Raw genomic sequence first — 13817 nt, forward strand, 5'->3', positions numbered from 1 at the left:
TCCCGAACTCAGCAGTGAAACGATGCATCGCCGATGGTAGTGTGGGGTTTCCCCATGTGAGAGTAGGTCATCGTCAAGATTAAATTCCGAAACCCCTATCTGCGTATGCAGGTAGGGGTTTTGTTTTAGTAGAAGTCACTGATTTTGCTGGCACGTTACCGCTGTAACGGGCTGGTCACAGAATTTCTTGACGACCATAGAGCATTGGAACCACCTGATCCCATCCCGAACTCAGCAGTGAAACGATGCATCGCCGATGGTAGTGTGGGGTTTCCCCATGTGAGAGTAGGTCATCGTCAAGATTGAATTCCGAAACCCCTGTCTGCTTATGCAGACAGGGGTTTTGTCTTTCTGGGCTATAGAAACCTCAATCCGGTATGGGGTACATGCCGCTCTTGCGTGCCTTGCTACTCCTTCGAGCCAGCAACTTGCGCCACCAGATATAGATTCCCGTCACCGACAGTACTGCTATCAAAACACCCCACCGCGATCATCACTTGCCCGGTGAGCCAACGATCCGCCCTCTACTGCCGTTCGAACAACTGTCAGCAAACACTGCTACTCGGGCGCTCTAACACGCCGTTCGGCGGGTATCTGACTGAAGTACCCTGCATTTCGTACAAATTCCTAAGATTTCTCCTGCTCGTGCCGACAGACTGATGAGACATGCGTGCACCAAAGTAGAGCGGCTCCAGAATGCCGTCTGCGCTGTTACATGGAATGTTGCAACCCGGAACGCATCCCCACTTTTTGCATAAGAAGTCCCATGAAATGAATCTTAAGTTCAGTCATAAAATTCTGCTGGCCGCTTCAGGCGTCGTGGTGCTGGCTTTTGCGTTGTTCACTTTGTACAACGACTATCTGCAGCGAAACACCATCCGACAAAACCTCGAGTCTTCCGTTGAGCAAGCAGGCGAGCTGACCGCCAGCAGCGTGCAGAACTGGATGAGCGGCCGGGTGCTGGTCCTGGAAAACCTCGCGCAGAACGTCGCTCATCAAGGCGCCAATGCCGATTTGCCGGGGCTGGTCGATCAACCCGCCCTCACCTCGAACTTCCAGTTCACCTACGTCGGACAGGCCAATGGTGTGTTCACCCAGCGTCCTGACGCGAAGATGCCGGACGGCTACGATCCGCGTCAGCGCCCTTGGTACAAACAAGCTGTGGTCGCCGACAAGACCATGCTGACTCCGCCCTACATGGCTGCGGTCGGCGGGTTGGTGGTGACCATCGCCATGCCGGTGAAAAAGCAAGGCGAACTGCTGGGCGTCGTCGGCGGTGACCTGAGTCTGGAAACCCTGGTGAAGATCATCAACTCGGTGGACTTCGGTGGCATCGGTCACGCGTTCCTCGTCAGTGCCGATGGTCAGGTGATCGTCAGTCCGGACAAGGATCAGGTGATGAAGAACCTGAAAGACATCTATCCGGGTTCCAGCGTCCGTATCGGGAAAGGCAATCAGGAAGTAGAACTGAACAAGCAGGACCGCATCCTCTCGTTCACGCCGGTGAGTGGTTTGCCGAATGCCGAGTGGTACATCGGTCTGTCGATCGACAAGGCCAAGGCCTACGCACCACTGAGCCAGTTCCGCACCTCGGCGCTGATCGCGATGTTCATCGCCGTGACCGCCATTGCAGTGTTGCTGAGTCTGCTGATCAGCGTGCTGATGCGTCCGCTGACCACGATGGGCCGTGCGATGCAGGACATCGCTCAGGGCGAGGGCGACCTGACCCGTCGTCTGGTGGTAGAAAGCAAAGATGAGTTCGGCGAGTTGGGCGGCTCCTTCAACCAGTTCGTGGAGCGGATTCACGCGTCGATTTCCGAAGTGTCCTCGGCGACCCGTCAGGTTCATGACCTGTCGCAACGGGTGATGGCATCGTCCAACGCTTCGATCCTCGGCTCCGACGAACAAAGCGCCCGCACCAACAGCGTGGCTGCGGCGATCAACCAATTGGGTGCCGCCACCCAGGAAATCGCTCGTAACGCCGCCGATGCTTCGCAACACGCCAGCGGCGCGAGCGAGCAGGCTGATGACGGTCGTCAGGTGGTGGAAAAAACCATTCTGGCCATGACTGAGCTGTCGCAGAAAATCAGCCTGTCCTGCACGCAGATCGAAACCCTGAACGCGAGCACCGACAACATCGGTCACATTCTCGATGTGATCAAAGGCATCTCCCAGCAGACCAATTTACTGGCGCTAAACGCGGCCATCGAAGCGGCCCGTGCCGGTGAGGCCGGTCGTGGTTTTGCGGTGGTGGCGGACGAGGTGCGTAACCTGGCTCATCGCACTCAGGAATCGGCGGAAGAGATCCACAAGATGATCAGCTCGCTGCAGATCGGTTCCCGCGAAGCGGTGACCACCATGAACGCCAGTCAGGTCTCCAGCGAGCAGAGTGTCGAAGTGGCGAACCAGGCCGGCCTGCGACTGGTCAGCGTGACCCAGCGCATCGGCGAAATCGACGGCATGAACCAATCGGTGGCCGCAGCAACCGAAGAGCAGACTGCCGTGGTGGAAACCCTCAACGTCGACGTCAACCAGATCAACCTGCTGAACCAGCAGAGCGTGGCCAACCTCAATGAAACATTGAAGGATTGCGATGCGCTGTCCCAGCAGGCCAATCGGTTGAAGCAGTTGGTTGATAGTTTCAAGATCTGATTGAGGTCAGTTCTACCGCGTTATCGTTCAATCGCGAGCAGGCTCGCTCCCATATGGGATTTTCAGTGATCACAACATTTGTGAACGACTGATAACCCCTGTGGGAGCGAGCTTGCTCGCGATAGCGGTATACCAGTCACCGCTGAACCGAAGCCTTATACAAACCGCTTCACCACATTCCCCATCGCATCATCGGCAAACCCCTGAACAAAATCCTTGAACCCCGGCAGTGCCTCGGCGCCGCCCTGGGCCGGTTCGGCGATGATGGTCCAGGTCGCTCGCGACTTGCTCGCCCCCAAGGAATCAACACTCATCGCCGCCCACAAATTGGCCACGCCCAGCGTGTTGTAGATCGTCGTCCAGGTCATGTTCAGCGCCTGGTCATCCCGGGAGTTGAGTTGCTCGACCACCAGGTTGCCATCCTTGAAGAATTTCTTGCGCAGCGATGACACGCCTTCGCCGGTCATCTCGATATGCGACAACGCCGGAATGAATTGATCGAAGCCGGCAAAGTTACCGACCACCGCCCAGACTTGCGCCGCATCGGCCGGTACTTCCACCGAAGACACAACGTGGCAGCCGTGAGGATTTTTGATCAGGGTATCGGGTTGCAGAGTATTCATGGTTTTGCTCCGTGCAGGGTTAGGGTGAATCAGATGAAGTTGATTTCTTTGAGGTAGTCGCAGCCGCGCCGCAGCAGCGCCGGGGATTTTTCCGGGTAGTGCGCGCCCATCTGCCGGACGCCGGCCTGGGCGTTGTCGTGGCCGATCATCGAGATGTCGCCGATGTCTTCTTCGAAGCCGTTGAGGTAGAAACCCAGCACGCCAAACAGCGCGTTATCACTGTCGACTCGGCCCAGTTGCTGCTGCCAGTCGGCGACGCTGACCATGGCGAACTCCCGACCGGCCTCGCGAAATGACGCCACGTAGCAATCCCAGCTAAGGGGCTCGGGGTTGTGCAGGTTGAACACCGCTTTTTCGGCCTGGTAACGGCTGGCGTGGAAGGCGATGAAACGGGCGAGGAAATCCACCGGCATCAGGTCGAAATTCAGCGCGAACTCCGGCACCTGGCCGAGCTGGATCGAGCCCTTGAGCATCAGCATCAAGCGATTCTTGTGGGGCTGGCAGACGCCGGTGAGGCTGTTGAAGCTGATGTTGCCGGGGCGATAAAGATTGACCCGCACCCCACGCTCCCGCGCCCGTTCGAGGATCCGCTCGCCGACCCATTTGGACAGGTTGTAGCCGTTCTTGATGTAGATCGGCGGTGTCTGCGCGGCGGGCAATTCCAGCACCCGGCCATCGTCGGAAATCGTGCTGGACGCCGAGAGCGTCGAGATGAAATTGAAGATCTTCTTGCTGCGTCCTTCACACAAACGCAGGCACTCGAAAATCGGCTCGACGTTGTCCCGCGCCAACGACTCGTAATCGAGGACGTGATTGACGTTGGCGGCGTTGTGCACCAGCGCGCCGAACTCGCGGTCCAGTCGTTGGTAAACATCTTCGCTGAGCCCCAGTTGCGGGCGAGTGATGTCCGCCGCGTAAACCCGCACCCGGCTCAGGTCCAGATGCTCCAGACGGTTCTCCCGCAACGCCTGAGAAAAGCGTTGCGCCGCCGATTGCCCGCCACCATCGCGCACCAGGCACGCTACTTCGCTGGCGCCCCAGGCCAGCAGCGCTTCGACGATATGAACACCGACAAAGCTGTTGGCGCCGGTGACGATCACCTTGTGCACATCGCCCATTCGGCTGACTGGCAACGGCTTGATGTCCAGTTCACGGAAGGCATCGGCCAGGGCTTTTTCGCTCAACACTTCTTCGGTCCCGGAGCCGCGCACCAAGGTCGCCAGCTTTGCAATTGTCGGCAGTTCGATGAAGCGGTTGATCGAGATGCTGCGGCCGAACTCCTCACGCAAACGCAGCAACATGCGCGACAGCAGGATCGAGTGCCCGCCGAGATTGAAGAAACTTTCGTCGGTGGAAATATCGCTGGCGGGCAGCTCCAGCAGCTCGGCCCAGATCTCCAGCAGCAGCGCTTCATCGGCGCTGACGGGCAAACGCCGTTGGCTGTTTTCGGTCACGTTGATGGGCAGTTCCAGCAGCGCTTTACGGTCGACCTTGCCGTTGCTGGCGAACGGCATGCTCGCCAGCTCGGTCCATGCGGTCGGCTGCATGTAGTCCGGCAGAAACTGTATCGCGTGGGCTTTCAAGGCTTCGCGAGCAGCACCGGGTTGCTCTTCCTGAGGCTGCGCGAGAAAGGCCAGAATCCGTCGATGACGGTCGATAACCACCGCCACCTGACGGTACAGCTGACTGTCGCGAAGGCAGCGTTCGATCTCTTCCGGCTCGACCCGAAAGCCGCGAATCTTCACCTGATTGTCTCGCCGTCCGCACAGCTCGATACCGTCGCGGGTCCATTTGGCCATGTCGCCAGTGCGATACGCGCGCAAGCTCTGGCCGTTCGGCAGGCTCAGGTTCAGATAGCGTTCGGCAGTCTGCTGCGGGTTGTTCAGGTAACCCAGGCATACCCCCGGGCCGACGATGTACAACTCACCGACGGTTTGCTCGGCCACCGGTTGAAAGTTCTCATCGAGGATCAGCACCTGACTGTTGGCAATCGGTGCGCCGAGGGTCCGGTTGTTGTCGCCGGTGCGCAGTTGCCGCGCGGTGATCAGCACCGTGGCTTCGGTCGGGCCATAGAGGTTGTAGAGATTGCCTTGGCGGGTCAGTTGCTCGATCACATAAGGTTCGCAGACATCGCCACCGGTCATCACATGATCGAGGATTTGCAACTGATCCAGCGGCAGGATGCTCAACAGCGCCGGCGGCAAAAAGGCGTGGCTCAGCCGCTGGTGACGGATCAGCTCGACCAGTTGCAACGGATCGCGACGTTGGTCCTCGTTGGGCACGATCAGCTCGGCGCCCTGAAGCAATGTCGGGAAAATATCGATCAGCGATGAGTCGAAACTCAACGATGAAAACTGCAACGCCCGACTCTGTTCGGTCAGCTGCACGTAGGCGGCGTACCACGCGGTGAAGTGCGCGAGGTTGGCCTGGCTGAGTAACACACCTTTGGGGTGCCCCGTGGTGCCCGAGGTATAGAGCGCCATGCACGGCGCGTCGAGATCAGGTCGTTTGCGCATCAAGGGTTGATCGAGATTCACATCGCCGATGTCGATGCCGCTGATGTCCAGCCCAGGCATCGTCTCGCTGAGCGGATGTTCTCCGTCATGCAGCAACAACACAGCCCCAGCGTTTTCCAGAATGTACTGCTGACGTTGCAACGGATGGCTTGGCTCCAGCGGCAAGTACACCGCGCCGCTGCCCAGAATCGCCAGAATCCCCGCATACAACGCGCTGCATTTTGGCAGGCAGATCCCGACCACCAACGGTCCCTGGTGCTGATCGAGCAACGGTTGCAAGCGCTGTTGGATGGCGCGGCTGTGGACGTGCAATTGCCGATAGCTCAGCGACGTACCGGCGATGTTCAGCGCTGGTCGCTCGGCAGACTGGATGAAGCGCTGTTCAAGCCGCTCGATCATCGGGATCTGGGCGAGTTGCAGCAGCCATGGTTCCGCCGTGGTGTTGAGCTGATGGACGTAGGCCAGACGCTCTAAAAACAGCAGGTTTTCCACCTGCTCGAAGTGCGCGGAAGCCATCGGTTCTGCCTGCGAGAAATAATCGGCATCCCGGGAGAAGCGGCTGACCAGCAGTGCCACGTGATCGACCAGATCGGCCACCGCTCGCAGGCGCAATGCCTGGCCGTTACCGGACAGTTCTTCGGCGACTGGCACGCGACTTAGCTGCATCAAGTTGTATGTGCACAGCAGGTCCAATGCTGGCAGGCCTGAGGCTCCGGGCAGCCCGACACCCAGCTGCAGCGTCAGGCGCGGTGCATCGCCGAAGTCCTGAAACGGCAGGCTCGCATCGTCGATCAGCAAATCAAACGTGCTTGGCGGTAGCGCCTCCAGATTCGCCAGCCGCACCAGTGAATGACCGTGTTGTTCGAGTTCCAGCGCCAGGTCGGTCAGGGCCTGGCTTTGCCCAATGAGCAAAATATCGAGACGTCTCATGATGTTCTCCTCGTTAAACCAGGTAGTCGCTCAGGGTGCTTTGCACGCACGGTGAATCGAGCAGCGAACTGCTGCGGAAAAACCGCACGATGTTGGCGACCAGCGGGTGATGGCGATTGATCGGGAAGGCCAGCCCCGACACTTCGCTCTTGAGTGCCCGCCGCGCTGCGTCGCTGATCTGCAAGGCGTCGATCAAGCGGAAGTCGAAGGACTTCTGGATGTCGTTGGTCAGGTAATGGCCGATGAATACCGGGAGGATTTGCGCGATGCGCTGGCGGTCGTCTTCGCTTGCGGTGTGCCAATAGATGCGCACCAACCGCGCCCAGAACCCGGAGTGACGGCCCTCGTCGAGCAAGTGGTCGGCCATCAGGCCCTTGATCGACTGCTTGACTGTGTCGTCCTTGGCGAACGCGGCGACATCGCCGGTCACGGTGTTCTCGGCGATCGCCACGCAGATCAGCTCCACGGCGCTGCGCAGGTGTTCCGGTGCGAGCGCCACGGCCGCTGGAATGGCACGGCTCAGTTCGATTTCATCCGGCAGTCCGATCGGCGTAATGCCGGTCATGGCGACGGTTTGCTGCATGAAATCCATGGCCACCAGGGCGTGGTAATCCTCGTCCACCACCACGGTCATGGCGTCGTAGCGACAGGCGAACGGGAACGCCACGCTGAAGCGGTTCTTGGCGATGCTGCGGGCGGTCTTGTCGACGATCTCGGTTTCGAAAATCACCACGTCGTTGATGAACTTGTAGAGCGTCTGCACCAGAGCAAAGTCCCGTTGTTCCGGGCATTCGCGCAGGAAGGTTTCACTCAGCACCAGCGGCTGACGGCTCAGCGGATAGATCAGTTTGTCGTCGTTTTCCAGTACGCGCCGGGGGCGGGTGCGAATGGTCGCGCGGCTTTCCCAGGCGTCGGCGAAGGATTGGTAGTCGGCGGCGTTCATGCGTTCACCTCCGCCACCGGTTCGCTCATGCTCAGGCGCAAGCCGTCCCACAGAGCGATGCGGCTTTCCACGGCGGCAATGGCGCTGGCGTAGACGTCTTCTTCGCGCTGCGGATCGCCATCGACCAGGCGGGCGAGGAGCTTTTCCGCCGCCGGGCCGTGGTCTTCGGAATCGACTTCGATGTGCCGTTCCAGGTAGTAACGGAAGGTAGGCGCCTGTTCGATGCCGATGCCCCAGTCGTCGAGAATCCGCTGGAACATCTGCGGGATGACACTCTCGCGGCCATGCAGAAACGCCGCCGCCACACTGTGGCCCGGTGCATGCATAGCGGTGTGCAAGGTGTGGCGCACGAACTGCGCGGCCGCCGGGTCGACGTCCACGCTTTGCAGTGCCACGTCGTAGCTCACGCCTTCTTTTTGCAGCGCCACGAAGCGTTCGACGGCGGCCGTGCTGGCACCGACTTCGCGCATCGCATCCAGGTACAACTCAAAATGGCTGTAGTGACCCTGGGCGGGACGATCATCAGACTCTTCACCGAGCACGATCTCGTTGATCAACCGCGCGGCCTGAGGATCTCGCGGAGGCAGCCAAGGCAGTTGAACGCAGGTCAGTTCCTGTTGCAGGCGCTTGGTCAGCGACATGAAATCCCACACCGCAAACACATGGGTTTCCATAAAGCGTTGAAGGACCGATAACGAATGTATTTCAGAGAAGATCGGGTGCGCACTAAGTTCTGCTTTCTTCTGATTGAGACGATCTTTAGTCGGTTTCATGAGCGAGCCTATAAGTGATCTGGAATACCGTTGAGGGTGGTGTTGATCAATAAGTGACGGTTGCTTGAAGTTTCTTGTTGGCGAGCAGGGGCCTCAATTGAATTGATGTTATTCAGGTGTGTAATCACTAAGTAGTACGTGGTGCCCAGTGTTTGTGGGCGGCGGAGAAAAACTAATACACGATTAAAGTGTCGGGCAAGTCATTTTTGAATTAATTTAAAGTTTAACTTTGTCGGGCGCGACAAGTTCCAATAAAACTTTTGTATTGAGTTTTATTTGGGCGTAGTTGCTCCTTTCAGCTTATATAGGCCAAAATTTAAATAAAGAGTGAATGCCTCACTCAAAGCAACTTTCTACTGGGTTAGTTGATGTGATCTGAGGGGGTGGAAGTTGGCTGGGAGCGACGCCGGTTCTTCCTTTCCCGTGGCAAGACTCCTTCCGTAGGTTCTTGGTGCGTCGACTGCTCCGTGGGTGCGGTGCGCCGTCCGTCATTATTCGTTGGCAGCTCAAGAGTGAGCGTAATTCACGGCAGTCGCTATCGCCCCTGCATGATCTGCCAGGTGCAATTGTCGGGCTGGAAGATGGCGGGGGCTTTGTGGAGCAGGCATGAAGTCGCTGCACACCGGTCCGGTATGAACGAAAAGGGGGATTTGTAAGCAGATTGTTCGTCGACCAATCCAGGTGCGGATCAGCTCAATAGCGAAAGCGAGCCACTCAATGGGCTCGCTCGGGGCTGTCGCTGCGGGTTATTTCGAGGTTTTCCTGCGCTGCGGTTCAGAGCTTTCGAGGTAGCGTGTGATGACTTCGACACCCCGATTGAGGTGGTTTTCGAGCAACGTCACCGAGCGCTCGACGTCCCGCTCCTCGGCGGCGCGCAATAACGCTCGGTGATCTTCCTGGGACAGTTTGCCCAGGCCCATGGCTTCCAGATTGAAGCGCAGAAAGCGTTCCTCTTCATTCAACCCGTCTTCGACGAGTCTCAGCAGCCGCTGGTTGGGGGCCTTTTTATAAAGCGCCATGTGGAACAGGCGATTGAGCCGGCCTATCTCGGTGTAGTCGTGTTCCGTTTCCAACTCGTCGATATAGCGCGCCGCCTGTTCGAAGTCGACGGCTTCAAGCAGGGGGATCGACCGACGCAGGGCTTCGGACTCCAGTAAAATTCGCAGTTCATAGGTTTCTGCCGCGTCGCCCTGAACCAGCGGTGCAACCACCGCGCCTTTATGGGCGATCACGTTGAGCAGCGATTGCGCTTCGAGTTGGCGCAAGGCTTCGCGCACCGGCATGCGGCTGACGCCGAACAGGTCGGCGAGGTCTTGCTGACGCAGAGCGATGCCGCAAGGAATGCGACCGTCGAGAATCGCCGCGCGCAAGGTTTCTTCGATTACCGACCGCGCCAGATGGGCGGGAATCGGTCCGTTGACCTTGATACTGCTGAGAGGGTTGGGCTTCTGTGTCACAACAAACGCACCCTGTTTGGCTGAAATATTTGGATCCAACTGGACACTAGTGACTGCTTGACTGGTTGTCAAACGGGCAAAAGATCGCATTACCTTAAAGTCTAGCGTGCCGACAGTGATCTCACCGTGCCATTGTCTTTTACCGGGCTAACCTGCACCATCAACCGACTTCCACCTGCCTACCCTGGATGCCTCGCATTGGCGGCACGTTTCGCGATCCCTCGGACTTTGCGCTGGCTAGGCTGCGCGCTGCTGCTGGCCGGCGTCATGCTGGGCGGGTTGCATGCCGACTGGGATTTTTCGCTGATCAGTCGCCGCGCGCAGGCATTGTACGGACCTTTGGGTGAAGGGCAGCAGCGCATCGATGCATGGCAGCAGTTGCTGGCCACGCAAAAGCAGATTGGCGAGCTGGAACAGCTCAACGTGGTCAACCGCTTCTTCAACAAGCAGATGCGCTACGAGGAAGACATCGATCTGTGGCACGAGGTCGATTATTGGGAAACGCCGATCGAAGCCTTGTGGAAAGGCGCCGGCGACTGCGAAGACTACGCTATCGCCAAGTATTTCAGCCTGCGCCATCTCGGTGTCTCCAGTGACAAGCTGCGCATCACCTACGTCAAGGCTTTGCGCCTGAACCGCGCGCACATGGTGCTGACCTACTACTCGAGCCCCGAGGCCATGCCTTTGGTGCTCGACAGCCTGATCGACGCGATCAAGCCCGCCAGCCAGCGAACCGATTTGCTGCCGGTCTACTCTTTCAATGCCGAAGGGTTGTGGTTGCCGGGTGCCAAGGGCAACAAAAAGGTCGGAGACACCAAACGCCTGTCCCGCTGGCAGGATGTGTTGAAGAAAATGCAGGCCGAAGGTTTTCCGGTCGAGACGACTAACTAGGAGCACGCGCTCAGATGTCTTTGTTCAAACAGCTGTTGATCGCTATCTGTCTGTTCCTGGTGGTCGCCTTCACCGGCAGCTTCATGGTCAGTCTGGAAAGCTCGCGGACCCAGTACGTCAACCAGTTGCGCTCCCATGCCCAGGACGCAGCCACGGCGTTGGCGCTGTCCCTGACGCCGAACATCGACGACCCGGCGATGGTCGAGTTGCTGGTCAGTTCGATCTTCGACAGCGGTTATTACGCGAGCATCCGTGTGGTCGATCTGGCCAACGACAAGACGATTGTCGAGCGCAGCGGCATTCCGGCGGTCACCAACGTGCCGGACTGGTTCGTCAAATTGATCGGCCTGGAACCGGCCGGTGGCGACGCGATTGTCAGCCGTGGCTGGGAGCAGGCCGCGCGGGTCGAGGTGGTTAGCCACCCGATGTTCGCGTTGGCCAAGCTATGGCAGAGCGCGTTGGGCAGCCTTGGTTGGTTGCTGATCTGCGGCGCGGTGAGTGCGGTGCTGGGCGCGCTGTTGCTGCGCCGGCAACTGAAGCCGCTGGATTACATGGTCAAGCAATCCCACGCCATTGCTCGCCGCGAATTCCTCAGCCTGCCGGAACTGCCGCGCACCCCGGAACTGCGCCGGGTGGTGCAGGCGATGAACCAGATGGTCGAGAAGCTCAAGGCGCTGTTCCAGGAACAAGCCGAACGCAGTGAAAGACTGCGGGCCGAGTCCTATCAGGACAACCTGACCGGCCTGGCCAACCGGCGCTATTTCGAAATTCAATTGAACGCGCGAGTGAGCAATCCTGAGCAGGCCAGTTCCGGCTATTTGCTGCTGCTTCGGGTCAAGGATCTGGCTGGTTTGAACCAGCGGCTAGGCGGTCAGCGTACCGATGAATTGTTGAAAGCGGTGGGCGAGCAGTTGTCCCGTGAGTGCGCCAAGTACCCGGAAACCCAGAACCTCGTCACGCGCATTCGTGGCGGTGAATTCGCCGTGCTGGCGCCGGGGCTGGTGCGCGAAGAAGCGCTGCAACTGGCGAGTAACCTCGACAGCGCCTTGGCGAGCCTGCATGCGACGGGCGCCACGGACGTGGCGTCGGTGGCCTCGATCGGGCTGGCCCCGTTTGCCCATGGCGACTCGCCGCAAGCGGTCATCGGGTTGGCGGATCAGGCACTGGCCCAGGCGGAAAGTCAGGGCGAACCAAGCTGGGCGTGCCTCGATCACAGTACATCGGCCCGGGTTGGCGATGACCACCATGCCTGGCACACCTTGCTGGATCAGGCGTTGGATCAGCAGCGTTTCGAGCTGTACTTCCAGCCGGTAGTCGCCAGCCACGACACGCAGGTAGTGCTGCATTACAAAGTGCTGTCGCGCCTGCTCGATGAGCAGGACCAGACCATTCCCGCCGGGCGTTTCCTGCCATGGCTCGAGCGTTTCGGCTGGACCGCGCGGCTGGACCGTTTGATGCTGGAATTAGTGCTCGAGCAGATGGCCGACCATGAAGAGTCGCTGGCGCTGAACCTGTCTTCGGCGACACTGGCGGATCCGCAGGCGCTGAACAAAGTGTTCGATATTCTGCGTCAGCATTCGAATCTCGGGGAACGATTGACCCTGGAAATCGGCGAGGAACAATTGCCTGAGCAAGCGGTGCTGGAACAGCTGACGCGGCGTTTGCGCGAGCTTGGATTCTCGCTGAGTCTGCAACGATTTGGTGGGCGCTTCAGCATGATCGGCAACCTGGCGCGGCTGGGGTTGGCGTATCTGAAGATCGACGGCAGTTACATCCGGGCGATTGATCAGGAGAGTGACAAGCGTCTGTTCATCGAGGCGATTCAGCGGGCAGCGCACAGCATTGATTTGCCGTTGATTGCCGAGCGGGTCGAGACCGAAGGGGAGTTGGCGGTGATTCGTGAGATGGGGTTGTATGGGGTTCAGGGGCAACTCTTCGGTGAGCCGAAGCCTTGGCGGTGAGGCTGATGCCGTCATCTCGGGCAAGCCCGCTCCCACAGGATTTGTGTGGTACCACAATCCTGCGTTCACCTGCGCCCCCTGCGGGAGCGGGCTTGCCCGCGATGGCGCCCGTGCGGACTCCGATTATTCCGGTAGCAAAGTCCTAGGAGATTTCCTTCAAGTTGTAGCGGTTTTGGTGAACTTGTTCCGGCCGAAGTCCAAGGCTAGTCTGGCCTTGTCACTGAATAATCGGTGACACGGACGTGCAAGTCCGACCAAACTGTTTAGGTAGCGTGCTGCCATTCCTCTCAATGAGCATTTCGATGCTCACTGCTTTATGGCGGCTGCGCGCAGGAGATCCTCGGATCTGCTGGGTGTCCTAAACAGTCCCGGTCTTGCACACCTGCGCACGGCCGCCACCCTATTCGCGTGCAAGCGAACGGTGACGGCTCCAACTTACTGTTTAGGGTATTTCTTATGTTCAAAGTAACGCCGAATCCGCCTGCTCCCCGCAAAGGCCGCCTCGTCACCGTCTCCCCCGACATCGACACCGAAGCCCTTCTGGCCAACGCCTCCGAAGACCTACTCTCCATCAGCGCCATCGCCGCCGACCTGGCGGATGACGTGGAAGGTTCACGGCGCTCAATAGCCCTGGCGCTGAGCCGAATGGCCGATGGCGTCAGTAAAGGCAACAATGAAGGCAGGGACTAGATCAACCCCGTCTCATCATCATCGATCAACTGGCTCAACCCGCCCAACGCTTCACGGGCCTGGGTCCGGTCCATCAGCTTGGCTTGTGCAGCGGCCGGCAGGTCGGTGACGCGGATCACGCCTTTTTGGGTCAATACCTGAATCAAGTCGTCGAGTACCCGGATCATTTCCAGGTCGCTCTGCTTGAGCTGCTTGAGGCTGGTTTCAACCACTTCGTTGGCATACCAGGCCTGGATTTCATGGTTGTCGGCCGGTAGCGTTTCCGTGGCCTCGGCGTAGGCCGTGGCTTCCACGCGCACTAACTGACCTTGCGCATCGCGTTGCACGTAAAACATTGAGCATCCCTCGGAAATGGACCAGCGTCGTGCTGTCAGCAGCATA

General features: G+C 58.9%; 9 protein-coding genes, 1 rRNA gene and 1 pseudogene. 5 read left to right on the top strand and 6 right to left on the bottom strand.

Annotation, left to right across the window (positions count from 1 at the left end):
• Positions 1-186: 186 nt before the first annotated feature.
• Both rrf and KGB18_RS04290 read left to right on the top strand, forming a co-directional pair.
• A 5S ribosomal RNA gene (gene rrf, locus KGB18_RS04280) occupies positions 187-302 on the top strand.
• A 469-nt stretch (positions 303-771) separates the two neighbouring features.
• Positions 772-2652: a methyl-accepting chemotaxis protein gene (locus tag KGB18_RS04290; protein WP_123719013.1), complete on the top strand. Its 1881-nt coding sequence runs from the start codon at positions 772-774 to the stop codon at positions 2650-2652.
• 155 nt (positions 2653-2807) lie between these two features.
• Here KGB18_RS04290 and KGB18_RS04295 read toward each other — a convergent pair whose 3' ends face one another.
• The 5 genes from KGB18_RS04295 to KGB18_RS04315 all read right to left on the bottom strand — a co-directional run bounded on the left by KGB18_RS04295 (position 2808) and on the right by KGB18_RS04315 (position 9894).
• Positions 2808-3275, bottom strand: coding sequence for an SRPBCC family protein (locus KGB18_RS04295; protein WP_223569439.1), 468 nt, complete (start codon positions 3273-3275; stop codon positions 2808-2810).
• A gap of 29 nt (positions 3276-3304) precedes the next feature.
• The gene (locus KGB18_RS04300; protein WP_223569440.1) at positions 3305-6721 is read right to left on the bottom strand and encodes a non-ribosomal peptide synthetase; all 3417 of its coding nucleotides are present in this window, start codon (positions 6719-6721) and stop codon (positions 3305-3307) included.
• A gap of 13 nt (positions 6722-6734) precedes the next feature.
• Positions 6735-7664, bottom strand: a complete 930-nt coding sequence (locus KGB18_RS04305; protein WP_223569441.1) for a diiron oxygenase — start codon at positions 7662-7664, stop codon at positions 6735-6737.
• On the bottom strand, positions 7661-8437 hold the full coding sequence (locus KGB18_RS04310; protein ID WP_201062752.1) for a DUF3050 domain-containing protein: 777 nt from the start codon (positions 8435-8437) through the stop codon (positions 7661-7663). Before KGB18_RS04310 ends, KGB18_RS04305 begins: the two co-directional genes overlap by 4 nt.
• Before the next feature lie 746 nt (positions 8438-9183).
• A complete protein-coding gene (locus KGB18_RS04315) occupies positions 9184-9894 on the bottom strand; it encodes a GntR family transcriptional regulator (RefSeq protein WP_123719008.1) in 711 nt (236 codons plus the stop codon).
• Positions 9895-10092: 198 nt separating this feature from the next.
• Between KGB18_RS04315 and lapG the strand changes: the two genes are divergently transcribed.
• The 3 genes and pseudogenes from lapG to KGB18_RS04330 all read left to right on the top strand — a co-directional run.
• On the top strand, positions 10093-10785 hold the full coding sequence (lapG, locus tag KGB18_RS04320; RefSeq protein ID WP_123719007.1) for a cysteine protease LapG: 693 nt from the start codon (positions 10093-10095) through the stop codon (positions 10783-10785).
• Between the two features lie 14 nt (positions 10786-10799).
• Positions 10800-12746, top strand: a complete 1947-nt coding sequence (gene lapD, locus KGB18_RS04325; protein WP_123719006.1) for a cyclic di-GMP receptor LapD — start codon at positions 10800-10802, stop codon at positions 12744-12746.
• Between the two features lie 456 nt (positions 12747-13202).
• Positions 13203-13406, top strand: a pseudogene (locus KGB18_RS04330) (DUF6124 family protein); the annotation flags it as partial.
• Between the two features lie 26 nt (positions 13407-13432).
• On the opposite strand, the gene KGB18_RS04335 reads toward KGB18_RS04330, so the two are convergent.
• Positions 13433-13771, bottom strand: a complete 339-nt coding sequence (locus tag KGB18_RS04335) for a tryptophan synthase subunit beta (protein ID WP_123719004.1) — start codon at positions 13769-13771, stop codon at positions 13433-13435.
• Between the last annotated feature and the right edge of the window lie 46 nt (positions 13772-13817).

The sequence above is a fragment of the Pseudomonas sp. BF-R-26 genome, assembly GCF_019947395.1.
In the GTDB taxonomy this organism is placed as follows: domain Bacteria; phylum Pseudomonadota; class Gammaproteobacteria; order Pseudomonadales; family Pseudomonadaceae; genus Aquipseudomonas; species Aquipseudomonas farris.